This window comes from Variovorax sp. M-6 (genome assembly GCF_052114385.1).
GTDB lineage: Bacteria > Pseudomonadota > Gammaproteobacteria > Burkholderiales > Burkholderiaceae_C > Variovorax.
The window spans coordinates 51,805-75,605 of sequence record NZ_JBFREQ010000022.1; the positions used below are offsets into that span (position 1 = coordinate 51,805).

At 69.8% G+C, this 23,801-nt stretch carries 25 protein-coding genes; 16 read left to right on the forward strand and 9 right to left on the reverse strand.

The genetic code is table 11. The annotated features are described in order from the left end of the window. Window positions 1-35 precede the first annotated feature (35 nt). Window positions 36-866: a mechanosensitive ion channel family protein gene (locus AB4Z46_RS22615; RefSeq protein WP_442285787.1), complete on the forward strand. Its 831-nt coding sequence runs from the start codon at window positions 36-38 to the stop codon at window positions 864-866. Window positions 867-991: 125 nt separating this feature from the next. On the opposite strand, the gene AB4Z46_RS22620 is transcribed toward AB4Z46_RS22615, so the two are convergent. Then, entirely contained in the window at window positions 992-1,339 is a 348-nt protein-coding gene (locus tag AB4Z46_RS22620) for a hypothetical protein (protein ID WP_442285788.1), read from the reverse strand. A 124-nt stretch (window positions 1,340-1,463) separates the two neighbouring features. After that, the gene (locus tag AB4Z46_RS22625; protein WP_442285789.1) at window positions 1,464-2,324 is read right to left on the reverse strand and encodes a TatD family hydrolase; all 861 of its coding nucleotides are present in this window, start codon (window positions 2,322-2,324) and stop codon (window positions 1,464-1,466) included. 91 nt (window positions 2,325-2,415) lie between these two features. Between AB4Z46_RS22625 and AB4Z46_RS22630 the strand changes: the two genes are divergently transcribed. The 6 genes from AB4Z46_RS22630 to AB4Z46_RS22655 all read left to right on the forward strand — a co-directional run bounded on the left by AB4Z46_RS22630 (window position 2,416) and on the right by AB4Z46_RS22655 (window position 7,996). Further along, window positions 2,416-3,384, forward strand: a complete 969-nt coding sequence (locus AB4Z46_RS22630) for a S1C family serine protease (protein WP_442285790.1) — start codon at window positions 2,416-2,418, stop codon at window positions 3,382-3,384. Window positions 3,385-3,405: 21 nt separating this feature from the next. After that, window positions 3,406-4,416, forward strand: a complete 1,011-nt coding sequence (locus AB4Z46_RS22635) for an AAA family ATPase (protein ID WP_442285791.1) — start codon at window positions 3,406-3,408, stop codon at window positions 4,414-4,416. Further along, window positions 4,397-5,383, forward strand: coding sequence for a DUF58 domain-containing protein (locus AB4Z46_RS22640; RefSeq protein WP_442285792.1), 987 nt, complete (start codon window positions 4,397-4,399; stop codon window positions 5,381-5,383). The genes AB4Z46_RS22635 and AB4Z46_RS22640 overlap by 20 nt, the downstream gene beginning before the upstream one ends. After that, window positions 5,380-6,420, forward strand: a complete 1,041-nt coding sequence (locus tag AB4Z46_RS22645; RefSeq protein ID WP_442285793.1) for a VWA domain-containing protein — start codon at window positions 5,380-5,382, stop codon at window positions 6,418-6,420. Before AB4Z46_RS22640 ends, AB4Z46_RS22645 begins: the two co-directional genes overlap by 4 nt. A 108-nt stretch (window positions 6,421-6,528) precedes the next feature. After that, entirely contained in the window at window positions 6,529-7,287 is a 759-nt protein-coding gene (locus tag AB4Z46_RS22650) for an SDR family NAD(P)-dependent oxidoreductase (protein ID WP_442285794.1), read from the forward strand. 73 nt (window positions 7,288-7,360) lie between these two features. After that, window positions 7,361-7,996 (forward strand): dioxygenase family protein, encoded by a 636-nt coding sequence (locus AB4Z46_RS22655; protein WP_442285795.1) that lies wholly within the window; start codon window positions 7,361-7,363, stop codon window positions 7,994-7,996. A 110-nt stretch (window positions 7,997-8,106) separates the two neighbouring features. On the opposite strand, the gene lolD is transcribed toward AB4Z46_RS22655, so the two are convergent. Continuing rightward, the gene (lolD, locus tag AB4Z46_RS22660) at window positions 8,107-8,796 is read right to left on the reverse strand and encodes a lipoprotein-releasing ABC transporter ATP-binding protein LolD (protein WP_442285796.1); all 690 of its coding nucleotides are present in this window, start codon (window positions 8,794-8,796) and stop codon (window positions 8,107-8,109) included. Further along, window positions 8,789-10,045: a lipoprotein-releasing ABC transporter permease subunit gene (locus AB4Z46_RS22665; protein WP_442285797.1), complete on the reverse strand. Its 1,257-nt coding sequence runs from the start codon at window positions 10,043-10,045 to the stop codon at window positions 8,789-8,791. The genes lolD and AB4Z46_RS22665 overlap by 8 nt, the downstream gene beginning before the upstream one ends. Before the next feature lie 34 nt (window positions 10,046-10,079). On the opposite strand from AB4Z46_RS22665, the gene AB4Z46_RS22670 reads away from it, so the two are divergent. From AB4Z46_RS22670 to AB4Z46_RS22680, 3 genes are all read left to right on the forward strand, one after another. Next, the gene (locus AB4Z46_RS22670; protein ID WP_442285798.1) at window positions 10,080-11,048 is read left to right on the forward strand and encodes a hypothetical protein; all 969 of its coding nucleotides are present in this window, start codon (window positions 10,080-10,082) and stop codon (window positions 11,046-11,048) included. A 2-nt stretch (window positions 11,049-11,050) separates the two neighbouring features. Further along, window positions 11,051-12,760, forward strand: coding sequence for a single-stranded-DNA-specific exonuclease RecJ (gene recJ, locus AB4Z46_RS22675; RefSeq protein ID WP_442285799.1), 1,710 nt, complete (start codon window positions 11,051-11,053; stop codon window positions 12,758-12,760). Window positions 12,761-12,889: 129 nt separating this feature from the next. Further along, complete coding sequence (locus AB4Z46_RS22680) at window positions 12,890-13,240, forward strand: alpha/beta hydrolase (protein ID WP_442285800.1); 351 nt, start codon at window positions 12,890-12,892, stop codon at window positions 13,238-13,240. An 11-nt stretch (window positions 13,241-13,251) separates the two neighbouring features. On the opposite strand, the gene AB4Z46_RS22685 is transcribed toward AB4Z46_RS22680, so the two are convergent. From AB4Z46_RS22685 to AB4Z46_RS22695, 3 genes are read right to left on the reverse strand one after another with little or no spacing between them, the layout of a single operon-like run. Beyond that, window positions 13,252-13,917 carry a hypothetical protein gene (locus AB4Z46_RS22685; RefSeq protein WP_442285801.1) on the reverse strand — a complete coding sequence of 222 codons (666 nt, stop codon included), beginning with the start codon at window positions 13,915-13,917 and terminating at the stop codon, window positions 13,252-13,254. A gap of 29 nt (window positions 13,918-13,946) precedes the next feature. Next, a complete protein-coding gene (locus AB4Z46_RS22690; protein WP_442285802.1) occupies window positions 13,947-14,963 on the reverse strand; it encodes a response regulator in 1,017 nt (338 codons plus the stop codon). Continuing rightward, on the reverse strand, window positions 14,960-18,625 hold the full coding sequence (locus tag AB4Z46_RS22695; protein ID WP_442285860.1) for a hybrid sensor histidine kinase/response regulator: 3,666 nt from the start codon (window positions 18,623-18,625) through the stop codon (window positions 14,960-14,962). Before AB4Z46_RS22695 ends, AB4Z46_RS22690 begins: the two co-directional genes overlap by 4 nt. A 222-nt stretch (window positions 18,626-18,847) precedes the next feature. On the opposite strand from AB4Z46_RS22695, the gene AB4Z46_RS22700 reads away from it, so the two are divergent. The 4 genes from AB4Z46_RS22700 to ureC are packed head-to-tail and all read left to right on the forward strand — an operon-like array spanning window position 18,848 to window position 21,822. Next, window positions 18,848-19,150 (forward strand): urease subunit gamma, encoded by a 303-nt coding sequence (locus AB4Z46_RS22700; RefSeq protein ID WP_286369833.1) that lies wholly within the window; start codon window positions 18,848-18,850, stop codon window positions 19,148-19,150. A gap of 31 nt (window positions 19,151-19,181) precedes the next feature. Further along, window positions 19,182-19,787, forward strand: a complete 606-nt coding sequence (locus AB4Z46_RS22705; protein WP_442285803.1) for a HupE/UreJ family protein — start codon at window positions 19,182-19,184, stop codon at window positions 19,785-19,787. 10 nt (window positions 19,788-19,797) lie between these two features. Then, on the forward strand, window positions 19,798-20,103 hold the full coding sequence (locus AB4Z46_RS22710; protein WP_442285804.1) for an urease subunit beta: 306 nt from the start codon (window positions 19,798-19,800) through the stop codon (window positions 20,101-20,103). Beyond that, a complete protein-coding gene (gene ureC / locus AB4Z46_RS22715) occupies window positions 20,104-21,822 on the forward strand; it encodes an urease subunit alpha (RefSeq protein ID WP_442285805.1) in 1,719 nt (572 codons plus the stop codon). 3 nt (window positions 21,823-21,825) lie between these two features. Here ureC and AB4Z46_RS22720 read toward each other — a convergent pair whose 3' ends face one another. After that, entirely contained in the window at window positions 21,826-22,230 is a 405-nt protein-coding gene (locus tag AB4Z46_RS22720) for a type II toxin-antitoxin system death-on-curing family toxin (protein WP_442285806.1), read from the reverse strand. After that, window positions 22,227-22,454, reverse strand: coding sequence for an AbrB/MazE/SpoVT family DNA-binding domain-containing protein (locus AB4Z46_RS22725; protein WP_442285807.1), 228 nt, complete (start codon window positions 22,452-22,454; stop codon window positions 22,227-22,229). The genes AB4Z46_RS22720 and AB4Z46_RS22725 overlap by 4 nt, the downstream gene beginning before the upstream one ends. A 72-nt stretch (window positions 22,455-22,526) precedes the next feature. On the opposite strand from AB4Z46_RS22725, the gene ureE reads away from it, so the two are divergent. Beyond that, on the forward strand, window positions 22,527-23,111 hold the full coding sequence (gene ureE, locus AB4Z46_RS22730; protein WP_442285808.1) for an urease accessory protein UreE: 585 nt from the start codon (window positions 22,527-22,529) through the stop codon (window positions 23,109-23,111). Next, on the forward strand, window positions 23,108-23,797 hold the full coding sequence (locus AB4Z46_RS22735; protein ID WP_442285809.1) for an urease accessory protein UreF: 690 nt from the start codon (window positions 23,108-23,110) through the stop codon (window positions 23,795-23,797). The genes ureE and AB4Z46_RS22735 overlap by 4 nt, the downstream gene beginning before the upstream one ends. The last annotated feature ends 4 nt before the right edge of the window (window positions 23,798-23,801 follow it).

A 23,801-nucleotide genomic window follows, 5' to 3' on the forward strand; every position in this document is an offset into this window, starting at 1 on the left:
GTTTGCTGAAGCATCGGCACCTGCGAGGAGAAGAAATGAATACGGAAGCGATCTGGATTTTCCTGACGACGCAAGGCGTGGATTTTGGCCTGAAAGTGATCGGTGCCCTGATCGCCTGGGCGGTCGGCCGCTGGCTGATCGGCCTGGCGCAGCGCCTGGTGGCCAAGGCCCTCGAGCGCGGCAAGCGCATGGACCCGACCTTGAGCCACTACCTGGTCTCGATCCTCGGCGTGCTGCTGAACATCGTCCTGATCCTCGCGATCCTCGACATGTTCGGCGTCCGCACCACCTCCTTCGCGGTGCTGCTGGCCGGCGCCGGACTGGCGATCGGCACCGCCTGGGGCGGCCTGCTCACGCATTTCGCGGCCGGGGTGTTCCTTCAGGTGCTGCGTCCGTACAAGGTCGGCGACTACGTCACGGTCGGCGGCGGCATCAACGGCACCGTCAAGGAGCTGGGCCTGTTCGGCACCACCATCGTCACGCCCGACAACGTGGTCACGACGGTGGGCAACAACAAGGTGCTGTCGGATCCGATCCAGAACTTCAGCCAGTTGGCCTTTCGCCGGGTCGACGTCACCGCGAAGATCGCCAACGGGGTCGACGTGAACCAGGCCATCGAGCTGCTCAAGGCCGCGGTGAGCCAGATCCCCAACGTCTCGGCCGAGCAGCCGCCGGACGTCGAGATCCTGCAGTTCACGCCCGAAGGGCCCCTGCTCGCGGTGCGGCCGTACACCCACACCGACCACTACTGGCAGGTCTACTTCGACACCCACAAGGCGATCGTGCGCACCTTCGGCGCCGCGGGCTACCCGACGCCCGAGACACCGCTGGTGCACCGCGCCGTCACGCCACTGCCCGCCGCATGAAAAAAACCCGCCGATGGCGGGTTTTTCAATGGGCCGCGCGCCGGCTCAATCGCGCTCAGGCCGGCGCCGGGCCGTCCCAAGCCGGGCCTGCGCCCCCTCGCGAAGTGAGGGAGCGTGGGGGCCAGTCAAGGCTTCTTGGCGGCTTCGTTCTGCTCGGTGCCCGGGATCTTCTCGCCGATCTTGTTGCCGACCTTGCGGGTGCCGGCGGCGGCGTCGCTGGCGACGTTGTCGACCGCCTTGCCGGTCGCCTTGGCGCCCTTCTCGGTCGCCTTCACGGCCTTCTTGGTGCCACTCTTGGTCGCGTCCCAGGCCTTCTCGGTGCCGCTCTTGGTGGCATCCCAGGCCTTCTCGCCGGCGTTCTCCACCTTCTCGGTGGTGCTGGGCGCCGCGGTTTGCGCAACCGCCGACACGCCGATGCAAGCGAAGGCCAGGGCCACTGCGGCGGGAAGGGTGCGAACGATGGATTTGCTCATGGAAAAGCTCCTTGTATGAGTTGGAGTGACGGGCATGCCACTGTGATGCAACGACTGCACGAGGCCAAAGGATGACACCAAAAGCCCGTGCCTCACCGCAACGGACGCAAGTCGGGTGCTTCGCCTACGCCGGGCGCGGGCGGTCGGCCGACAGGCCGATCAGCGAGGCCAGACGCGGCAGGGCCGCCGCGGCGTTGCGCGTGGTCGCTTCGGCCAGCGCCGCCCCGTCGATCCCGCGCAGGCCCGCCACGACCTCGGCGATGCGCGGCAGCTCGCCGGGCTCGTTGCGTCCCTGCGGCTCGCCCGCCTCCCGCTGCGCCTGCGTGCGGTAGAGCCAGTGCGGCTGGATGTCGGGCGCGTCGGTCTCCATGACGATCGCGTCCAGCGGCAGCGTGGCAGCGAGCCGGCGCAGCTGCAGCGCGCGCTCGAAGGTCACGGCGCCGCCGAAGCCCAGCTTCAGGCCCAGGTCGATGCAGGCCTGCGCCTGCTGCTCGCTGCCGTTGAAGGCATGCGCGATGCCCTGCCAGCCCTGGCCCGGTGCCACCTTGCGCAAGTGCATCAGCACCTTGTCCACCGAGCGGCGCACATGGATGATGACCGGCAGCCCGTGCTTGCGCGCCAGTTGCAACTGAGTGTGAAAGAAGCGTTCCTGCTTCACGGGGTCCAGGCCGGCGACGAAATAGTCGAGGCCGATCTCGCCCACGGCCACCAGCCGCGGGTCGTCGCGCCGGCGGCCCAGTTCCTCGTCGAGCAGCGCGAGATCCTCGTCGCGCGCCTCGCCGGTGCACAGCGGATGGATGCCGAGTGCATAGGCATCGTCCTGCAAGTGCGCCAGTTCGCGCACGGCCGCGAAGTTGAAGACCGCCACCGCGGGGATGACGCAGAGCGTGACGCCGGCGTCCCTCGCGCGGGCCCGGATCCGGGGCATTTCCGAGCCGAACTCGGGCGCATCGAGGTGGCAATGGGTGTCGACGAAGCGGGACATCGCGCGATGATGCCCGAAGGGATGCACGGCCGCGGAAAGCGTGCTACCGTGCCTCCTACAGCGACTCTCTCTTTTGTGCGGAGGTGCCCCGATGCGCAGGCCTGCTTTCTACAGCCGCTCGCCCCGAGGGCCGCAGGATGCGGCCCTGGCCGTTGCGCCCGAGGCCGCCCAGACTGTCGCGCCAGCCCCTGCCGCTGGCTGGCAGCCCGGGCGTCGCAGCTTCGGCCTGCTGCTGGCATTGGTGGTCGGCATGGGCGCCACCGGCGCCTACCTCTGGCCGCGCCAGGGCACGCAGGCGCTGACCCAGAAGGACATCGACGCGGCGGTGCTGCGCACGCTGCAGACCGCCACGCTGCCCTCGCCTGCCGCCAGGGCCGCCGACATCATCCGCCCCTCCGTGGTCCGCGTGGTGGGCTACGGCACCGAGAAGACGACGCCCGAAGCCAAGACCGAGAAGCGCGGCCGCAATCTCGCCAAGGTCAAGCCGCCCGAGGCCACCGACGAAGTGCCGGGCAAGCAGGTCGAGCGCGGCGTCGGCACCGGCGTGGTGATCGTCGACAAGGGCGTGATCCTGACCAACCTGCATGTGGTCGCCGGTGCCGAGACCATCAAGGTGACCTTCGCCGACGGCCTCGAGGCGCCGGCCACCATCACCGCGCTGCAGCCCGAGAACGACCTGGCGGTGCTGCAGGCCCAGAAGCTGCCCGACGACCTGATCCCGGCCACCATGCGGTCGACCGCCGACCTGATGCCGGGCGACCAGGTGGTGGCAGTCGGCTTCCCGTTCGGCATCGGGCCCTCGGTGTCGGCCGGCGTGGTGTCCGGTCTCAATCGTTCCTTCCGCTCGCCCGAAGGCAAGCAGGAACTCAGCAACCTGATCCAGTTCGACGCCGCCGCCAATCCCGGCAACTCGGGCGGCCCGCTGATCAACATGAACGGCGAGGTGCTCGGCATCGTGACCGCCATCCTGAACCCGACCCAGCAGCGCACCTTCATCGGCATCGGCTTCGCCGTGCCGATCGAGAACGCGGCATCCGCGGCCGGCTCGCCGCCCTTCTGACCACCGACGAAAGCACCCAGCATGAGCACAGAGTCCGAATCGCCCGCCCCGGTCACGGCCGAGCTGATGGAGCAGATCCTCTATCAGGTCAAGCGCGTCGTCGTCGGCCAGGACCGCTTTCTCGAACGGGTGATGGTGGCGATGCTGGCCGGCGGGCACCTGCTGGTCGAGGGTGTGCCCGGGCTGGCCAAGACGCTGACGGTGAAGACGCTGGCCGATACCGTGCGCGGCCGGTTCAAGCGCATCCAGTTCACCCCCGACCTGGTGCCGGCCGACCTGGTCGGCACCCGCATCTACAACCAGAAGACCGGGGACTTCAGCACCTCGCTGGGCCCGGTGTTCGCCAACCTGCTGCTCGCCGACGAGATCAACCGGGCGCCGGCCAAGGTACAGAGCGCGCTGCTCGAAGTGATGCAGGAGCGCCAGGTCACGATCGCGGGCGAGACGCACAAGGTGCCGCGCCCCTTTCTCGTGATGGCGACGCAGAACCCGATCGAGACCGAAGGCACCTACCCGCTGCCCGAGGCGCAGGTCGACCGCTTCATGATGAAGGTGCTGGTCGACTATCCCAGCGACGAGGAAGAGTTCGTGATCGTCGAACGCGTGATCGGCCCGCCGGTGGAAGCCCTTCCGGTTGCCACCACCGACCAGCTTGCGACCCTGCAGGCCGAGGCCCAGCGCGTCTATGTCGACCCCTCGCTGATCCAGTACGCGGTCAGGCTGGTGTCGGCCACGCGCACGCCCGAGAAGCACGGCCTGAAGGACATGCGGCGCTTCATCACCTTCGGTGCCAGCCCGCGCGCCAGCATCAACCTGACCCAGGGCGCGCGCGCCCTGGCCCTGCTGCGCGGCCGCGACTATGCGCTGCCCGAGGACATGACCGCGCTGGTGCCCGACGTGCTGCGCCACCGCGTCACGCTGTCGTACGAGGGACTCTCGGAGGGCCTCACGCCCGACAGCCTGATCGACAGGATCATGCGGGCGGTGCCCGCACCGCCCAAGCCGCTCGAACATGAAAAGCTGGTGGCCTAAGCGCGCGAAAGCCGCCAACGACGAGCAGCTCGCAACCATCGACGCTGCGGCCGGCGGCGTGGAGCGCGCGCTGCGCCGGCTCGAATGGACCGTGATCCGCCGGCTCGACGGCCTGCTGCAGGGCGACTACCGCACGCTGATGCGCGGCACCGGCCTGGACCTGGCCGACCTGCGCGAGTACCAGCACCACGACGACGTGCGCCACATCGACTGGAACGTCACGGCACGGCTGCAGACTCCGCACGTGCGCGTGTTCACGGAGGACCGCGAGATGGCGGCCTGGTTCGTGCTCGACCTCAGCCGCTCGGTCGACTTCGGCTCGGGCGCCAGGGCCAAGCGCGAGATCTCGGCCGGCTTCGTCGGCGTCGTCGCCCGGCTGCTGACCCGGCACGGCAACCGCGTCGGCGCAATGGTCTACGGCAACGACATCGAAGCCGTGATCCCGCCGCGCACCGGCCGGCGCCATGTGCTGCACCTGCTGTATGCCATGGAGCGCCGCGCAGCAAAGATCGCCCCCGACCAGAAAGGCATGACCCGCCTGGCCGACCTGCTCAAGTCGGCCGCGGTGCTGATGCCGCGCCGTTCGACCGTGTTCGTGGTCTCCGATTTCGTCACCGAGCCCGGCTGGGAACGGCCGCTCGCCCACCTCGTGCAGCGCCACGACGTGGTGGCGGTGCGCCTGTTCGATCCGCTCGAGCTCGAACTGCCCGACCTCGGCCTGGTGCCGCTGCGCGACGCCGAGACCGGCGAACAGCTCTGGGTCGACACCCACGACGCGAGTTTTCGCAAGCGCTTCGCCCGCATCGCCGCGGAACGCGAAGCCACCTTGCGCCAGGCGCTGGCCAGGATCGGCGTCGACGCACTCGAACTCTCGACCGCCGACGATCTGGTGGAGGCCATCGTGCGCTTCGCCGACATGCGCAAGCGCCGCGTGCGCGGCGGACAGTCCCGGATGGTGGCTTCATGACTTTCCTCTGGCCTCAATTCCTCTGGCTGCTGCTCGCGATGCCCTTGCTGGTGCTGCTGTACCTCTGGCTGATCCGGCGCAAGAAGAAGCTGGCGCTGCGCTATGCCAGCCTGTCGATCGTGCGCGAGGCCATGAGCGCCGGCCAGACCGTGCGGCGCCACATCCCGCCGCTGCTGTTCCTGCTGGCACTGGGCGCGATGCTGATCGCGGCCGCGCGGCCGATGGCGGTGGTGGTGCTGCCGTCGAACCAGCAGACCATCATCCTCGCGATGGACGTCTCCGGCAGCATGCGTGCGGCCGATGTGCAACCCAACCGGCTGGTCGCCGCGCAGGAGGCGGCCAAGAGCTTCCTGAAGGAGCTGCCGCGCACCGTGAAGGTCGGTATCGTCGCGTTCGCGGGCAGCGCGCAGGTGGCGCAGTTGCCGACCACCAATCGCGAGGACCTGGTCACCGCGATCGACTCCTTCCAGCTGCAGCGCGCCACCGCCACCGGCAACGCGATCGTGGTGTCTCTGGCCACGCTGTTCCCCGACGCGGGCATCGACATCTCCGACTTCGCGCCGAAGAGCCGCCAGACCGGCGTCCCCATCGAGCGCGCCGGCAAGCCGCCGCCGAAGGAGTTCACGCCGGTCGCGCCGGGCTCCTACACCTCGGCCGCGATCATCATGCTGACCGACGGCCAGCGCACCACCGGCGTCGATCCGCTCGATGCCGCCAAGGTCGCGGCCGACCACGGCGTACGCGTCTACACGGTGGGCATCGGCACGGTCGACGGCGAGACCATCGGCTTCGAGGGCTGGTCGATGCGGGTGCGGCTCGACGAGGAGACGCTCAAGGCGATCGCCAACAAGACGCAGGCCGAGTATTTCTATGCGGGCACCGCGAACGACCTCAAGAAGGTCTACAACACGCTCAGCTCGAGGCTCACGGTCGAGAAGAAGGAGACCGAGATCTCGGCGCTGTTCGCGATGGGCGCCGCGGCACTCGCGCTGCTCTCCGCCGGCCTGTCGCTGCTCTGGTTCAATCGCATCCTCTAGCACCCCCAGATTGGCTCAGGGAACCGGCATCGTGCTGCTGCCCGGCCCGCGGCTTCGGCGGCACGCATGCGTCGGGACGGGTGGCGCTAGCCATCACAAGGAGATTCCATGTTTGATCTGAAGGGCAAGGTCGCGCTCGTGACCGGCGGCAACGGCGGCATCGGGCTCGGCATGGCCAAGGGGCTGGCCGGCGCCGGGGCGCGCGTGGTGATCGCGGCGCGCAACCCGCAGAAGTCGGCCGACGCGGTGGCGGCACTGAAGGCGCTGGGCAGCGACAGCTTCGCGCTGGCGGCGGACGTGACCGACGAGGACTCGGTGCAAGCCCTGTTCGACGAGGCCGTCGCGCGCTGCGGCCGGCTCGACATCCTGGTCAACAACGCCGGCACCACGGTGCGCAAGCCCGTCGACCAGCTCGCGCTGGCCGAGTGGCACCAGGTGATGGACACCAACCTCACGAGCGCCTTTCTCTGCTGCCGCGCCGCGCATCCGCACCTCAAGACTGCCGGTGGCGGCAAGATCATCAACATCGGCTCGATGATGTCGATCTTCGGTGCGCCGTATGCGCCGGCCTACGGCGCCAGCAAGGGCGGCATTGTGCAGCTGAGCCGGGCGATGGCCGCCTCCTGGGCGGCCGACGGGATCCAGGTCAACGCCGTGCTGCCGGGCTGGATCCAGACCGAGCTGACCGACGGCGCCAGGGCCCAGGTGCCGGGCCTCAACGAGCGCGTGATCGCCCGCACGGCGGCGGGGCGCTGGGGCAAGCCCGAGGATCTGGCGGGCATCGCGGTGTTCCTCGCCAGTGCGGCGTCGGACTTCGTGACCGGGACGGCGATCCCTGTGGATGGCGGCTATTCGATCGCGGCCTGAACGGCGAGGCGATCGTCCCGCCGTCCGGCAGCCCTCACGGAACTCGCCGAGCCCGCCATCGCTCGAAAGAGCGATGAACACCTCGCCCACGCCCCGGAACCTGCCCCGACGCACGGTCGCAGCGGCAGCGCTTGCATTGCCGGCACTCTGGCTGGGCGCCCGCGCGCAGCCAGCGGCGCCCCGGCGCCCGACGCCTTCGCAGACCGAAGGGCCGTTCTACCCGGTGGCCCTGCCGGCCGACTCGGACGGCGACCTGTTGCGCAACGGCACGCTGAACTACGGCGCCACCCAGCCGGCCTGGGTCGACGGCACGGTCACCGACCTCGATGGCCGCCCGCTGCGAGGCGCGCTGGTCGAGATCTGGCAATGCGATGAAGCGGGCCACTATCACCACCCGGGCGACGGCGACCGCGCCGATCGTGCCTTCCAGGGCTTCGGCCGGGTGGCGGTCGATGCCGACGGCCGCTACCGCTTCCACACCATCCGGCCGGTGCCCTACAGCGGCCGCACGCCTCACATCCACGTCAAGGTGAAGCTGGCCGGCCGCGAACTGCTGACCACCCAGCTCTACGTGGAAGGGGCGCCGGGCAACGCACGGGACGGTCTCTGGCGCCGCCTTTCGGAAGAGGCGCGAGCCGCGCTCACCGTTCCGTTCGAGCGCGCCTCGGACGGCTGGAAGGCCAGCTTCCCGATCGTCGTCGCCGCCTGAAAGGCCCCCACGCGTCGTGTGGTCGCCGCCCACCGAGGGGGCGTCAGCAGGCCGCCCGTCTGCGCGAAGCGCGGACTTCGCCGGGCTGGCGGCCCGGCGCCGGCCTGAGCTCAGTCCGCCAGCCGGCCCGCGGTGAGCCGCAGCACGCGGTCGCAACGCGCCGCCAGGCTCTCGTCGTGCGTGACCATCACGAACGCCGTGTTGCGCTCGTGCGCGAGGCGCAGCATCAGCGCGAACACGCCGTCGGCGGTCGCGCGGTCGAGGTTGCCGGTGGGCTCGTCGGCCAGCACGCAGTCGGGCGCGGTGACCAGCGCGCGCGCGATCGCCACCCGCTGGCGCTCGCCGCCCGACAGTTCCGCCGGCCGATGCTGCACGCGTTCGCCCAGGCCCACGGCGCTCAGCATCGCGACCGCCGCCTCGCTCGCCTCGGCCGGTGGCGCGCGGCGGATCTTGAGCGGCATCGCCACGTTGTCGAGCGCGCTGAACTCGGGCAGCAGGTGATGGAACTGGTAGACGAAGCCGAGGTGCCGGTTGCGCAGCCGGCCCTGCTCGGCCGCGTCGACATGGGCGATGTTCTCGCCGTGCAGTTCGACACTGCCGGCGGTCGGCGCGTCGAGGCCGCCCATCAGGTGCAGCAGGGTGCTCTTGCCCGACCCCGAGGCGCCGACGATCGCCAGTGTCTCGCCCGCGTGGACGTCGAGGTCGACGCCGTGCAGCACCGTGAGGTCGATGCGGCCTTCGTGGAAGCGCTTGGTCAATCCGCGGACTTTCAACACCACGTCGTTCGCCGTCTTACTCATAGCGCAGCGCCTCCGCCGGATTGACGCGGCTCGCCCGCCAGCTCGGATAGAGGGTGGCGACAAAGGCCAGGACCAGCGAGATCACGGTGATCGGCAGGATGTCGCCGCGCTGCGGGTCGCTCGGCATCTTGCTGATCAGGTAGATGTCCTTGGGCAGGAAGCTGGCATGGAAGAGCCGCTCCAGCGCCGGCACGATGACGTCGATGTTGTAGGCGATGCCCAGGCCCAGCAGCAGGCCGCCGAGCGTGCCCATGACGCCGACCATCGCCCCCTGGACCACGAAGATGCCCATGATGCTTTTCGGGCTGGAACCCAGCGTGCGCAGGATCGCGATGTCGGCGCGCTTGTCGGTCACGGTCATCACCAGCGTCGAGACCAGGTTGAAGGCCGCCACCGCGACGATCAGCGTGAGGATGATGAACATCATGCGTTTCTCGACCTGGACCGCCGCGAACCAGGTCTTGTTGGCGCGCGTCCAGTCGCGGATCAGGAACTGGCCCGGCAGCGTGGCCGCCAGCTGGTCGGCCACCTCGCGCGCCTGGTGCAGGTCCTTGAGCTTGAGGCGCACGCCGGTCGGGCCCTCGAGGCGGAACACGCGGGCGGCGTCCTCGGCGTGGATCATGGCCAGCGCCGAGTCGTATTCGTAGTGGCCCGAGTCGAAGGTGCCGACCACGGTAAAGGGCTTGAAGCGCGGCATGACACCCGCCGGCGTGACCTGGCCGCCGGGCGCCACCAGCGTGACCTGGTCGCCCACGCGCACGAACATCGAGCGCGCCAGCTCGATGCCCAGCACGATGCCGAACTCGCCCGGCACCAGCTTGTCGAGCGCGCCTTGCTGCGCGGTGGTCGAGATGTCGGTCACCTGCGGCTCGAGCCTGGGGTCGATGCCGCGGATCAGCGCGCCCTTCATGTCCTCGCCGCGCGCCAGCAGCGCCTGTGCGGCGACGAAGGGCGCGACGCCGATCACCTCGGGATTCTTGCGCGCCTCGGCCATGATGGCGTCGATGTCGGCCAGCGCCTGGCCGTCGCGCGAGAAGATCTCGATGTGCGAGATCACCCCGAGCATGCGGTCGGTGACTTCCTTCTGAAAGCCGTTCATCACGCTCAGCACGATGATCAGTGCCGCCACGCCCAGCGCGATGCCGAACATCGAGACCCCGGAGATGAAGGAGATGAAGCCGTTGCGCCGCGTGGCCCGGCCGGCACGGGTGTAACGCCAGCCGAGTTGCAGTTCATAGGGGAGTCGCATGGGGAGGAATTGTGGCATCCCGGACAATAGGCCCATGCCAGCCCCTCCCACTGCCCGCCATCTGCTCATTCCTTTCGCCGGCCGGGGTTCTCCGGCCTGCCGCGAGGCGCTGGCCGGCCTCCGGCTGCCGAAACTCGAGGCGCTGCTGGCCCGGCTCACACTGCTGCATGCCGACAGCCAGGACGACAGCACCCGCTCGCCGCCGCACGAGCGCGCGCTGGCGGAGGCCCTGGGCATCGCCGCGGCCGATGGCTGCATTCCCTGGGCCGCCCTGGAGGCCAGCAAGGCGGGTCTCGGCCCGACGGACGGCGGCCAGGCCTGGGGCGTGGCCACGCTGTGCCACTGGCAAGTCGGCATCGACGACGTCGTGCTGGGCGACCCGGGCGCCATCGAGATCGACGCCGCCGAGTCCGACGCGCTGCTGGCCGCGGCGCGGCCCTTCTTCGAGGAGGACGGTATCGCGCTGCACGCCACGGCCACGCCCGGGCGCTGGCTGGCACGCGGCCCGATCTTCGACGGCCTGGCGACCGCGTCGATCGACCGTGCCGTCGGCTTCCCGATCTCGCAGTGGTCGCCGCTGTCCGATGCCGGGCGGCCGTTGCGCCGGCTCCAGAACGAGATGCAGATGCTGCTCTACACCGAACGCGTGAACGACGCCCGCACCGCGCGCGGCGTACCGCCGATCAATTCCTTCTGGCTCAGCGGCACCGGCCGCCTGCCCGCCGCGTTCGTGCCGACCGGTGCCGCGCCCACGGTGGCCGAGTCTCTGCGCCCGCCCGCCCTGCGCGACGACGGCGCCGGCTGGGCCGCGGCCTGGCAGGCGCTGGACGCCGGGCCGGTGGCCGAACTGCTGGCCGATTGCACGCGAGGCGACGCGGTCACGCTGACACTCTGCGGCGACCGCGGCGCCCATCGCTTCGGCGTGCAGCCGCGCGGCTTCGCGCGCTGGGCCCGGGGCCTGTTCGGCCGTCCCGGCGCCGCCCCCGTCCTCGAGGCATTGTGAGCATGAAGATCCTCCCCAGGGCCATCCCCCCGCGCAGCGCCTGGGCGCTCGAACAGGCCGGCGTGCATCCGCTGCTGGCGCAACTCTATGCCGCGCGCGGCGTGCTCGCGAAGGCGGAGCTCGATGACGGCCTCGCCCTGCTGCTGCCCCCGCACACGCTGCGCGGCGCGCGCGAGGCCGCGTCGCTGCTGGCCGACGCGATCCGCGACGACAAGCGCCTGTGCATCGTCGCCGACTACGACTGCGACGGCGCCACCGCCTGCGCCGTCGCGGTGCGCGGCCTGCGCCTGCTGGGCGCGCGGCACGTGAGCTATCTCGTGCCCGACCGCGTCATCGACGGCTACGGCCTCACGCCGCCAATCGCCGAGCGCGTCGCCGCGAGCGGCGCCGACCTGCTGATCACGGTCGACAACGGCATCGCGAGCGTCGAAGGCGTCGCCGCCGCCAAGGCGCGCGGCCTCGCGGTGCTCGTGACCGACCACCACCTGCCGGGCCCGGTGCTGCCCGAGGCGGACGTGCTGGTGAACCCCAACCAGCCCGGCTGCGAATTCGACAGCAAGAGCATCGCCGGCGTGGGCGTGATGTTCTACGTGCTGCTGGCGCTGCGCACCGAACTGCGGACGCGCGGCGTGTTCGATGTCGCCGGCCAGCCGAAGCTCGATGTCCTGCTGCCCCTCGTGGCGCTCGGCACGGTCGCCGACGTGGTCCGCCTCGACGCCAACAACCGGCGCCTGGTGGCCCAGGGGCTGCGCCGCATCCGCGCCGGCACGATGCAGGCCGGCGTCGCCGCGCTGTTCAAGGCGGCGGGCCGCAACGCGGCCGCGGCGACCACCTTCGATTTCGGTTTTGCGCTGGGGCCCCGCATCAACGCCGCCGGCCGCCTGGCCGACATGACGCTCGGCATCGAGTGCCTGCTGACCGACGATGCCGGTCGCGCCGACGAACTCGCCCGCATGCTCGACGGCATCAACCGCGAGCGGCGCGACATCGAAGGCGGCATGCGCGACAAGGCGCTGGCGCTGGCCGAGACGCTCTTCGACGACAGCCTGGAGCCGCCGGCGGCGATCAGCGTGTTCGGCGCCGACTTCCATGAAGGCGTGGTCGGCATCGTGGCTTCGCGCATCAAGGAGCGCTTCCACCGGCCGACCTTCGTCTTCGCCGCCAGCGGCGCCGACGGCAAGGCGCACGAGCTCAAGGGCTCGGGCCGCTCGATCCCCGGCTTCCATCTGCGCGATGCGCTCGACCTGGTCGCCAAGCGGCACCCCGGCGTGCTGCTGCGCTTCGGCGGCCACGCGATGGCGGCCGGCTGCACCGTGGCGCGCGAGCAGTTCCCGGTCTTCGAGCAGGCGCTGGCCCAGGTCGCCCAGGAGTGGCTCGACGCCGCCACGCTGACGCGCCGGCTCGACACCGACGGTCCGCTGGCGCCCGAGTACCTGCGGGTCGATCTGGTCGACACGCTGCACCGCGAGGTCTGGGGCCAGGGCTTCGCGCCGCCGACCTTCAGCGAGGAGGTCGAGGTGGTCTCTCAGCGCCTGGTCGGCGAGAAGCACCTCGCGCTCAAGCTCAAGCACCGCGGCAAGCCGGTGGACGGCATCTGGTTCGGCCACACCGAGCCGCTGCCGCCGAAAGTGGTGCTCGCCTGGCGGCTCGATGCCGACGAATGGCAGGGCGTGCGGCGGGTCCGGTTCCTGGTCGAAGGCGCTGAACTCTAGGGCCTGTTCAGGCCCTGTGGCTCCGATTGTTTCCAGGCTGCTAACGCCGCGGTTCCATCTGCGGCGGTTGTGCGGTGGCGTTCGGCTCCAAACTTCTCTTCACCGACAAACCCCTGTGAAGGAAGTGAAATGAAAGCCTCGAAGATCATCGCCGCCGCTGCACTGTCCCTGCTGGCTGCGGCCGGCGCCAACGCAGAAACCTACGACGGCGTGCATGCCCTGACCTCGTCCGCGAGCCGCTCCGAAGTGGCCGGCCAGGCAGTGGCCGCAGCGCGCCAGGGCAACGTCTATGCCGACGGAGCCAGCGCGGGTGCGCAGCCTTTCAGCTCCACCGCCAGCCGCGCCACCGTGCGTGCCGAAGCGGTCGCGAAAGCGCACGACCCGCTGGCCAGCCTCGACCGCCGCGCGTTCTATCGCGACCAGGTGCCGAGCGCGTACAGCAAGCCGAAGATCTCGTTCACCCGCCAGGCCGCGCTGTAAGTCGCCAGGCCCTAACGCTGAAAGACCTGATTGAGCCCGATCGCGTAGCCCCGGACCCCGTCCGGGCCGCTGCGCGCGGCGCTCAGGTCGATGCTGATCGTCGGTGTCAGGTTGAACCTCACGCCGGCACGCGAGGTCCAGGCATCCACGGCCTTGAAGCGTTCGAAGATCAGCCAGACCTTGTCGTTCACCGACCAGGCGCCCTGAAGCCCTCCGCGCCCGGTCCGCTCGCCGCTGCCGGGCGTCCAGTCATAGCCGAGATTGAGGTTGACGTACAGGCTGTCGAGCGGATGCCAGGTCACGGGCACCACGAACTGGCCGCCGGCGCGACCGCCGTGCGTGACATCCCAGACCGCACTGAAGAACAGCGCCGCGCTGAGCCGCGCATCGTCCTGCTGCCCCATGAAGGTCCACTTGAGCTGCGGCCCGGCGCCGTAGGCATGTTCGCCCGGCACCGAAGCACGATCGACGTTGAAGCCGAGTTCGACCGGGCCGACCCGGCATGCGGGCCCGAGGTGGTAGTCGGTGACCGGCGCCGTGCCGAAGCGCCCGCCCCAGACCTCGTACTGGCACTGGCCCGGGTCCAGCGTGCCGGCGTCGTCGATGTCGAAGTGGCCGGCGGCATGGACCTGCAGCGCCAGGACGCAAAGAAGCGGGGCAAGAAGACGTCGGGCCATGGCCGCGCATTCTAGGAGCCGCGCGTGACTCAGAACTCGAACTGGGGCTGCAACTCGCGGATGCGCTTCATCGCCACACCCGCTGCCGCCGTCCGGGTCTCGACGCCCAGCTTGACGTAGACCCGCTCCAGGTGCTTCTTGGCGGTCGCGGGGCTGCTGCCGAGGATCTCGCCGATGTCCTTGTTGGTCTTGCCCTTGACCACCCAGTACAGAACCTCGGCCTCGCGCGCCGTGAGCTTGAGGCTCAGGCTCATGGTCTCGATCACCGCGGTGTCCGACAGCTCGCGCATGATGATCAGCCAGTCGTCGCCGTCGTCGTCGTGGCCGGTCTGCTGGTGCAGGCGCAGGCTGAGGCGGTTCGCGCCGTGCGCGATCGCGAGCGCGGGCGGTTCGACCTGGCGCTGCTGGGCATCCGGCAGGTGGCGGCGCAGCCACGCGAGCACCGCGGGTGGCGTCACCGGCGCGCTGGTGCCGCAGTAGCGCAGCAGCATCTCGCGCGCCAGTGCGGTCTGCCAGATCAGCTTGCCCTCGGGCATGCGCACCGTGATGCTGGCATAGCCGAAGGCATCGAGCGCATTGCGCGCCTGGCCCGCCTGCTGCGCGGCCTGCCGCGCGCGCCGCGCGCCCTGCAGGTGGACGTTCATGCGCGCCAGCACCTCCTTGGGCTTGATCGGCTTGGTCACGTAGTCGACCCCGCCGGCCTCCAGCGCGGCCACCAGGTGCTCGGTCTCGGTCAGGCCGGTCATGAAGACGATCGGGATGTGCGCGGTCGCGGCATCGGCCTTGAGCCGGCGCGCGACCTCGAAGCCGTCGATGCCGGGCATCATCGCGTCGAGCAGGACGATGTCGGGCCGCGCCTGGGCCGCGCGCTGCAGCGCCTGCTCGCCGCTGGTGGCGACCAGCACGGTGTAGCCCGATTCGTCGAGCGCATCGTGCAGCACCGCGAGGTTGTCGGGCACGTCGTCGACGATCAGCACCAGGTCGCTGTTGCCGCCGCTGCCGCGCAGCGTATCGACCAGCAGGGGGGGATTGTCCGAGCCGCTCATGAAGTCCCCACTGCCGCGCTCAGCGCACGGCTCATGGCCTCGAACTGGAACTGCCGCGCCAGCGCGCGCTGGGCGGCGGTCCACGCCGCGCACTCGGGCTGCGCCGTGTCGATGTCGTCGAGCTGGTTCATGATGCCCCGAAAATAGCCCAGGCCGACCGCTTCCTCGAGCGCGCGCAGCCGCGCGGCCGAAGGCAGCACCACCACCGCGGCCTCGACGGCGGCAGGTGGCGCGACGGCGCTCTCGGTCCACAGGATGCCGAGGCGGCGCTCGAGCCAGTCGAGCAGCTCGCTGTGGCGCACCGGCTTGACGAAGAAATCATCGGGCGTGATGCCGACATCGTTCTCCAGGCGCTTGTCGAAGGCATTGGCCGAGACGATCGCAACCGCCCCCTGCGCAAGCCCCAGGGCGCGCGAACGGCGGATCGTCTCCCAGCCATCGATGCCCGGCATCGCGAGATCGACGAACATCGCATCGGGATGCCAGCCCGCCGCCACCAGGTCGAGCGCGTCGTGGCCGCTGGCCGCGGTGCGCAGCTCGAAACCCAGCGGCGCCAGCACCTGCACCAGCAGCTCGCGATCGGCCTCCTCGTTGTCGACCACCAGCAGGCGCCGCCGGCGGCCTTCGTAGCCGTGCCGCAGCCGCGCCGCGGGCGCCCGAACACGCCGACCGCCGCCGGCGGGCACCTCGTGCACGCGCGGCAGGAACAGCCGCACGCTGAACCGCGAGCCGACGCCGGGCGTGCTCTGCACGCTCATCTCGCCGCCCATCAGGTCGACCAGCATCTTGGCAATCGTCAGTCCGAGTCCGGCGCCGGGTGCCGCCGGGCCGGCCGTGGCGCCGCGCGCGAAAGGCTCGAAGATGCGGCCGAGTTCCGCCGCCGACATGCCCGGCCCGGTGTCCTCGATCTCGATCGCGGCGAATTCGCGCGCATAGCGCAGCCGCAGCGTGACCTGGCCGGCGGCAGTGAACTTGATGGCGTTGCCCAGCAGGTTGATGAGGATCTGCCGCACCCGCTTCTCGTCCGCGCGCACCATGTCGGGCAGGCCGCCGCTGGGCTCGAAGCGGAAGGCCAGCCCCTTCTCGGCGGCCTCCAGCTCGAACATGTCGGCCAGCTCGCTCATCAGCTCCGCGAACGCCATCGGCCGGGCGTTGAGCGTGAGTTTGCCGGCCTCGATGTGGGCGATGTCCAGCGTGCCCTCGATCAGCGACAGAAGGTGCTCGCCGCCGCGCCTGATCACCGCTACCGCCTGCCGGCGATGCGGCGGCACCGCGGCGTCCTCGCCCATCAGTTGCGCGTAGCCCAGGATGCTGTTGAGCGGCGTGCGCAGCTCATGGCTGATGGCGCTGATGTAGCGGCTCTTGGCCTGGTTGGCCTGGTCGGCCGCGCGCCTGGCTTCCTCTGCGAGGCTGCGCGCATGGTCGGCGCTCTGCTTGGCCGCCTGCAGCGCATGGTCGGTCTTGCGGTGCAGTTCGATTTCGCGCACCAGCAGGTGGGTCTGGCGATTCGATTCCTCCTGCGCCACCTTGCGGCTCTGGTGCGCGAGCACCAGCCACCAGGCGACGATGCCGGCGATCACGAGCAGTGCCATGTAGGCCTTGAGGAAGCCGGAACGCAGCGATGCCGGCTGCATGCCGAGCATCGTCGCTTCACTGAAGGCTCCCTCGGCGAGCGCCCGCAGCTCCTGCTGGTACAGCACACCGAAGACGGCCGCCAGCAGCGGCACGACGATCAGCATCAGCAGCAGGAAGTGGCCGAGCCCGGTGTCGAGGTAGGGCCAGACGCGGCGCGGCAGCAGCCAGCGCAAGGCGCCGGACCACTGCGCAGACAGGCTCGCCTGCGGCTTGCAGAGGTCGCCGCAGCGCGCATCCAGCGTGCAGCACAGCGAACAGATCGCGCCCTGGTAGGCGGGGCAGTGCGCCATGTCCGGGCCTTCGTATTCGCGCTCGCAGATCACGCAGAGCTGGGTGAAGAGTTCGCCGCCGGGCCGCCCCAAGGCGGACTGCGCCCCCTCGGGGGGCAGCGACGACACGCAGTGCGGAGCGTGGGGGCCTTGAGTCCGGCGATAGCTGCCGGCATCCGACTCGACCCGCGCCCAGCGGATCGCCGAGCGGCGCGCCGACGGCGCGAAGGGCGCGGCACCGTCGTCATCGGAGACCCGCGCGATGTAGTACTTCCCGCGGGTCGCCCAGGCGATCAGCGGCGCCGCGACGAAGGCGGTGCCGAGCGCGATCAGCGCCGAGAAGGCCTGCGCCAGCGGCCCGAAGACGCCCAGGTGCGCGGTGATCGAGAGCACCGAGGCCAGCGCCATCGCGCCGACCCCGACCGGGTTGATGTCCCACAGGTGGGCGCGCTTGAACTCGATCCCCGGCGGCGACAGGCCCAGCGGCTTGTTGACGACCAGGTCGGCCACCACCGCCATCATCCAGGCGATCGCGATGTTGGCGTAGAGGCCCAGCACGTCGCCGAGCGCCTCGAACACGTTCATCTCCATCAGCATGAAGGCGATCAGCGCATTGAACACCACCCACACCACGCGGCCCGGATGGCTGTGCGTGACGCGCGAGAAGAAGTTGCTCCAGGCCAGCGAGCCGGCATAGGCGTTGGTGACGTTGATCTTGAGCTGCGAGATGACCACGAACACCGCGGTCGCCGCCACCGCCCAGCCGTAGTTCGGGAACACGTACTCGTAGGCGGCCAGGTACATCTGGTTGGGGTCGACGGCGCGCTCCGGCGGCACCATGTGGCGGATCGCCAGGTAGGCCAGCAGCGCGCCGCCCAGCATCTTGAGCACGCCAAGCACCACCCAGCCGGGTCCGCCCGCCAGCACGCCGGCCCACCAGCGGCCGCGGTTGGCGGCCGTGCGCGCCGGCATGAAGCGCAGGTAGTCGGCCTGCTCGCCCATCTGGGTGATCAAGGCGATGCCCACGGTCAAGGCGGCACCGAAGAGGTGCAGATCGAAGCCATCCGCCTTCGACCTGACACCGATGTAGTGCGAAATTCCCGAGAACGCACCAGGATCGCGCGCCAGCACGTAGCCGAAGGGCACGACCAGCATCAGCAGCCAGACCGGCTGGGTCCAGACCTGCAGCCGGCTGATGGCCGAAATGCCGTGGGCGACCAGCGGGATCACGACCAGCGCGCACACCAGGTAGCCCCAGACCGGCGGGATGCCGAGCGCGAGTTCGAGCGCATAGGCCATCACCGCGGCTTCCAGCGCGAAGAAGATGAAAGTGAAGGAGGCGTAGATCAGCGAGGTCAGGGTCGAGCCGATGTAGCCGAAGCCGGCGCCGCGCGTGAGCAGGTCCATGTCGATGCCGTAGCGCGCCGCGTAGACGCTGATCGGCAGCCCGGCCAGGAAGATGATCAGCCCGGTGACCAGGATCGCCCAGAAGGCATTGACGAAGCCGTACTGCACCAGCAGCGTGGCGCCGACCGCCTCCAGGATCAGGAACGAGGCCGCGCCGCCGAAGGCCGTGCTGGCCACCCGCCATTCGGACATCCGGCGGAAGCGCTGCGGCGTGTAGCGCAGCGCGTAGTCCTCCAGCGTTTCGCGCGCGACCCAGCTGTTGTAGTCGCGCCGCACCTTGACGATGCGCTGCGGCGCTTCGTCGCTCGGAGCGGGAGAAATGGCGGGGGTGTCCACGCCGGGACGGTGCAGCTTTCGTGCCCACCTGTACTCACCCCCCAGGTTGGGCTCACGTCGTGTAGCCCGCCCACCCCCGACCGGGGGCAACACCAGCGGCCCGGCAAAGCCGGTTCCGCGGCGTTTCACCAATGGGCCTCGCTGCGCGGGCCGGCCGCAGCACGCGCAAGGCACGACTGTTGCAATGGTTCACGACCGCCCACTACTGGCCAGCCCCAAGACGCCGCCTCCGCCCCCATGGAACTCACACCGCGCGAAAAAGACAAGCTGCTGATCTTCACCGCAGCCCTGCTGGCCGAACGGCGCCGGGCCCGCGGGCTCAAGCTCAACTATCCCGAGGCCGTGGCGCTGATCTCGGCCGCCGTGATGGAGGGCGCGCGCGACGGCAAGAGCGTCGCCGCGTTGATGAGCGAGGGCCGCGCCGTGCTGACCCGCGCCGACGTCATGGACGGCATCGCCGAGATGATCCCGGACATCCAGGTCGAGGCCACCTTTCCCGACGGCACCAAGCTGGTGACCGTGCACCAGCCGATCGTCTGACCCCGCTCGAACAACACCCAGGACATTCACCATGCGATCCAACCGCACCGTACCCGCCCTCGCCCTGCTGCTCGCCGCGCTGCCGCTGGCCGCGAACGCCCACACCGGGGCCGACGCCGGCGCGCACCACGACTTCCTGGCGGGATTCCTGCACCCGCTCACCGGTCCCGACCACCTGGCCGCGATGGTGGCGGTCGGCCTATGGAGCGCACTGGCGGCGCGCCGCGCCTGGCCCGACCTGCTGTGGGCGCCGCTGGGCTTCGCCTCGATGCTGCTGGTCGGCGCACTCGTCGGACTCGCGGGCGTGCAGCTGCCTGCGGTCGAACCGATGATCGCGGCCTCGCTGCTGGTGCTGGGCCTGCTGGTCGCGACCCGTCGGCAGCTGCCGGCGCTGGCCGCGGCCGCGCTGGTCGGCATCTTCGCAGTCTTCCATGGTGTCGCGCACGGGCAGGAACTGCACGGCGAGTCCGGCGCCGCGCTGACCCTGGCCGGCATGCTGGCTGCCACCGTGCTGCTGCATGCGGCCGGCATCGCAGCCGGCTGGTCGCTGCGCCACGGCCATCGCTGGCTGCCGCGCATCGCGGGCGCCGCGGTGGCGCTGTTCGGCGTCGCGCTGCTCGGCAACGCACTGGCCTGAGGCGGTTTCGATGATCCCGGGCGAACTCATCACCGACGAGGGCGAGCACGTCCTCAACCCCGGCCGGCGCGCCATCACGCTGGTGGTGCGGAACACCGCCGACCGGCCGATCCAGGTCGGCTCGCACTACCACTTCGCCGAGACCAACGGTGCACTCGGTTTCGACCGCGAGGCCGCGCGCGGCATGCGGCTGAACATCGCATCGGGCACCGCCGTGCGCTTCGAGCCCGGGCAGCAACGCACGGTCGAGCTGGTGGATTTTTCGGGTGACCGCGTGATCTACGGCTTCCGCGGCCTGGTGCAAGGAAAACTGTAAATGGCAACCATCGGACGGCGTGCCTACGCCGAAATCTTCGGCCCCACCGTGGGCGACCGCGTCCGCCTCGCCGACACCGACCTGGTGATCGAGGTCGAGGAGGACTACACGCTGCACGCCGGCGGATACGGCGAAGAGGTCAAGTTCGGCGGCGGCAAGACCATCCGAGACGGGATGGCGCAAGGCCAGCGCACGCGCGCCGAAGGCGCGGTCGACACGGTGATGACCAATGCGCTGATCCTCGACCACTGGGGCATCGTGAAGGCCGACATCGGCTTGAAGGACGGCCGCATCGTGGCCATCGGCAAGGCCGGCAATCCCGACGTGCAATCGGGCGTCGACATCGTCATCGGCCCGGGCACCGAGGTCATCAGCTGCGAAGGCAACATCGTCACCGCGGGCGGCATCGACAGCCACATCCACTTCATCTGCCCGCAGCAGATCGAGGAGGCGCTGGCCTCGGGCGTGACGACCATGCTCGGCGGCGGCACCGGCCCCGCGACCGGCACCTTCGCGACCACCGCGACGCCGGGCCCCTGGCACATCGAGCGCATGCTGCAGGCGGCCGACGCCTTCCCGATGAACCTCGGCTTCCTGGGCAAGGGCAACGCCAGCCTGCCGGCCGCGCTGCACGAGCAGATCGACGCCGGCGTGATCGGCCTCAAACTGCACGAGGACTGGGGCACCACGCCGGCGGCGATCAGCAACTGCCTGGACGTCGCCGATGCCACCGACACGCAGGTCGCGATCCACAGCGACACGCTCAACGAATCGGGCTTCGTCGAGAACACGATCGCGGCCGTCAAGGGCCGCGGGATCTGCGCCTTCCACACCGAGGGCGCGGGCGGCGGCCATGCGCCGGACATCCTGCGCGTGGTGGGCGAAGCCAACTTCCTGCCCTCGTCGACCAACCCGACCATGCCCTACACGGTGAACACGCTCGACGAGCATGTCGACATGCTGATGGTGTGCCATCACCTCGACGCCGGCATCCCCGAGGACCTGGCCTTCGCCGAGAGCCGGATCCGCAAGGAGACCATCGCGGCCGAGGACATCCTGCACGACCTCGGCGCGATCAGCATGTTCAGCTCCGACAGCCAGGCCATGGGCCGGGTCGGCGAGATCGTCATCCGCTGCTGGCAGACCGCCCACAAGATGAAGGCCCAGCGCGGCAAGCTGCCCGAGGACGCCGGGCGCAACGACAACTTCCGCGCCAAGCGTTACGTCGCCAAGTACACGATCAACCCGGCGCTCGCGCACGGGATCGCGCACGAGGTCGGCAGCATCGAGGTCGGCAAGTGGGCCGACCTGGTGGTCTGGAAGCCGGCCTTCTTCGGCGTCAAGCCGTTCACGATCATCAAGGGCGGCACCATCGCCATGGCCGCGATGGGCGACCCCAACGCCTCGATCCCGACGCCGCAGCCGGTGCACTACCGGCCGATGTTCGGCGCCTATGGAGGATCACTCGCAAAAAGCTCGCTGACCTTCGTCTCGCAGGCCGGCTTGGCCGCCGGCATCGGCGGCCGCTACGGGCTCGCCAAGAATCTCAGCGCGGTGAAGCATGTGCGCGGCGTGCGCAAGCAGCACATGGTGCACAACGCCTACACGCCGACGATGGAGATCGATGCGCAGACCTACGCGGTGCGCGCCGACGGGCAGTTGCTGGTGTGCGATCCTGCGGTTTCGCTGCCGATGACGCAGCGGTATTTTCTGTTCTGAATGTCAGTCACGCCGGAACGCGAGGCGGTCGCGGATCCACTGCGCAAGCGCCGCTTCGTCGAGCTGGCCCGCTGCAAGCCGGAGCGTCGCAAGAACGCAGTCTTCATCCGTGGCATCGAGCTCGAGCCCGTTGAGGTCCAGAAAGACTTCCAGGGCAACGAAGGCCGTCCTCTTGTTGCCATCGACGAACGGATGGTTGCGGGCGATGCCGAATGCATAGCTCGCCGCGAGGGTCGCGGCGTCCGGCGACTCGTACAACGCCCGGTGCTGCGGCCGGGCCATGGCAGAAGCAAGCAGCCCCTCGTCACGTACGCCAGCGGGGCCTCCGTGCTCGACCAGTTGCTCCTCGTGGGCCGCATGGATCATGCTGACGCTGAGCCAGACCCATTGCGGGTTGGCGGCCGTCACTTGGCCAGTTCGCGCAGAACATTGCGCCGTTTTTTCATGATTCGGCGCGCGGCTTCCATTTGGCGTTCGAACTCATCGTCATACGGCGAGAGTCTGAAGCCGCCGTTCGCGGCCTCCGTCATGTAGATCGTGTCACCCTTCTCCAGATTCATCTTCGCCAAGATTTCCTTGGGCAGGATCACTCCCACCGAATTGCCGATCTGGGTCAGTTTGAGCGCGGACATCGAATGCTCCGTTGATTCGAAGTTATAACAAGCGTTATATTAATGCATCCCCATCAAGTACCGCAAGCACAGATGCTCACCGCCAACAAACTCATGCCCCAGGGCGGCGGCCTCGCGGCCGTCCTGCTCAAGCGCGCCGCCACCGTCGAACTCGACTGGGACGTGCGCCAGAAGAGCCGCTTCGACACCACCGATTCGCAAGGCCGCCAGCTTGGCGTGTTCCTGCCGCGCGGCACCGCCGTGCGCGGCGGCGACGTGCTGGTGGCCGAGGACGGCTCGCTGGTCAAGGTCATCGCCGCGGCGCAGCCGGTGCTGGTGATCACGCACTGCAGCGAACACGGCACGCCCTTCGACCTGATGCGCGCGGCCTACCACCTGGGCAACCGGCACGTGCCGATCGAGCTCAAGCCCGATCACCTGAAAATCGAGCCCGACCATGTGCTGGCGGGCATGCTGCGCTCGATGCACCTGATCGTGCGCGAAGCCGAGGACGCCTTCGAGCCCGAAGGCGGCGCCTACGGGGCGAACGGCGGCGGCCATGGGCATTCGCACGGCGCCGCGCCGGTCGGGCCGGTGCTGCATCCGGATGCCTATGCGGGTTCGCATGCGCACGGCGGCCATGACCACGACTACGACCCTCACCATTCGCACGGATGAATGACGCGCCGGCCGCCCTGTCCGCCGCCAGCCTGCTGCAGCTGATCTGGCTGGCATCGCCGGCCCTTCCCGTGGGCGGCTTTTCCTATTCCGAAGGCCTCGAAGCCGGCATCGAATGGGCCGGACTCGGCACCGAGGAAGCGGCCGCCGGCTGGCTGGCCGACCAGCTCCACCTGAGCCTGGCGCGCGCCGACCTCGCGGTGGTCGCACAGGCGATTCCCGCCTGGCGCGAAGGCGACATGGCACGCCTGCGCGCGCTCAACGACTGGGTGTTCCAGACCCGCGAATCGGCCGAGTTCCTGCTGCAGACCGAGCAGATGGGCCGCTCCTTCGCCGAATGGCTCAAGCTGCATCACGCCGACGCAGCGGGCCTGTTCGAGGCGCTGCCCGCGAGCTACCCGATCGCCTTCGCCTTCGCCGCCGCCCGCACCGAGGCACCGGCGCGCGACGCCTGCCTGGCCTTCGCCTTCGGCTGGGCCGAGAACATGGTGAGCGCGGCGGTCAAGGCGGTGCCGCTGGGCCAGAGCGCGGGCCAGCGCATGCTCGGCCGGCTGGCGGCGGAAATCCCCCTGGCGGTCGAACGGGCGCTCGCCCTCGCGGATGATGAGCGCCAGGCCTTCGCCCCGATGCTGGCGATTCTTTCTGCCCGCCACGAAACCCAATATTCCCGTCTTTTCAGAAGCTGAGCAC

Bases quoted from the DNA above. Each gene is read 5' to 3' on its own strand.
- ureC (WP_442285805.1), top strand. From the start codon at position 20,104: ATGGCAACCATCGGACGGCGTGCCTACGCCGAAATCTTCGGCCCCACC.
- AB4Z46_RS22700 (WP_286369833.1), top strand. From the start codon at position 18,848: ATGGAACTCACACCGCGCGAAAAAGACAAGCTGCTGATCTTCACCGCA.
- AB4Z46_RS22665 (WP_442285797.1), bottom strand. From the start codon at position 10,045: ATGCGACTCCCCTATGAACTGCAACTCGGCTGGCGTTACACCCGTGCC.
- AB4Z46_RS22650 (WP_442285794.1), top strand. From the start codon at position 6,529: ATGTTTGATCTGAAGGGCAAGGTCGCGCTCGTGACCGGCGGCAACGGC.
- AB4Z46_RS22620 (WP_442285788.1), bottom strand. From the start codon at position 1,339: ATGAGCAAATCCATCGTTCGCACCCTTCCCGCCGCAGTGGCCCTGGCC.
- AB4Z46_RS22680 (WP_442285800.1), top strand. From the start codon at position 12,890: ATGAAAGCCTCGAAGATCATCGCCGCCGCTGCACTGTCCCTGCTGGCT.
- AB4Z46_RS22645 (WP_442285793.1), top strand. From the start codon at position 5,380: ATGACTTTCCTCTGGCCTCAATTCCTCTGGCTGCTGCTCGCGATGCCC.
- recJ (WP_442285799.1), top strand. From the start codon at position 11,051: ATGAAGATCCTCCCCAGGGCCATCCCCCCGCGCAGCGCCTGGGCGCTC.
- AB4Z46_RS22690 (WP_442285802.1), bottom strand. From the start codon at position 14,963: ATGAGCGGCTCGGACAATCCCCCCCTGCTGGTCGATACGCTGCGCGGC.
- AB4Z46_RS22625 (WP_442285789.1), bottom strand. From the start codon at position 2,324: ATGTCCCGCTTCGTCGACACCCATTGCCACCTCGATGCGCCCGAGTTC.
- AB4Z46_RS22710 (WP_442285804.1), top strand. From the start codon at position 19,798: ATGATCCCGGGCGAACTCATCACCGACGAGGGCGAGCACGTCCTCAAC.
- AB4Z46_RS22670 (WP_442285798.1), top strand. From the start codon at position 10,080: ATGCCAGCCCCTCCCACTGCCCGCCATCTGCTCATTCCTTTCGCCGGC.
- AB4Z46_RS22615 (WP_442285787.1), top strand. From the start codon at position 36: ATGAATACGGAAGCGATCTGGATTTTCCTGACGACGCAAGGCGTGGAT.
- ureE (WP_442285808.1), top strand. From the start codon at position 22,527: ATGCTCACCGCCAACAAACTCATGCCCCAGGGCGGCGGCCTCGCGGCC.
- AB4Z46_RS22725 (WP_442285807.1), bottom strand. From the start codon at position 22,454: ATGTCCGCGCTCAAACTGACCCAGATCGGCAATTCGGTGGGAGTGATC.
- AB4Z46_RS22685 (WP_442285801.1), bottom strand. From the start codon at position 13,917: ATGGCCCGACGTCTTCTTGCCCCGCTTCTTTGCGTCCTGGCGCTGCAG.
- lolD (WP_442285796.1), bottom strand. From the start codon at position 8,796: ATGAGTAAGACGGCGAACGACGTGGTGTTGAAAGTCCGCGGATTGACC.
- AB4Z46_RS22630 (WP_442285790.1), top strand. From the start codon at position 2,416: ATGCGCAGGCCTGCTTTCTACAGCCGCTCGCCCCGAGGGCCGCAGGAT.
- AB4Z46_RS22655 (WP_442285795.1), top strand. From the start codon at position 7,361: ATGAACACCTCGCCCACGCCCCGGAACCTGCCCCGACGCACGGTCGCA.
- AB4Z46_RS22640 (WP_442285792.1), top strand. From the start codon at position 4,397: ATGAAAAGCTGGTGGCCTAAGCGCGCGAAAGCCGCCAACGACGAGCAG.
- AB4Z46_RS22735 (WP_442285809.1), top strand. From the start codon at position 23,108: ATGAATGACGCGCCGGCCGCCCTGTCCGCCGCCAGCCTGCTGCAGCTG.
- AB4Z46_RS22635 (WP_442285791.1), top strand. From the start codon at position 3,406: ATGAGCACAGAGTCCGAATCGCCCGCCCCGGTCACGGCCGAGCTGATG.
- AB4Z46_RS22705 (WP_442285803.1), top strand. From the start codon at position 19,182: ATGCGATCCAACCGCACCGTACCCGCCCTCGCCCTGCTGCTCGCCGCG.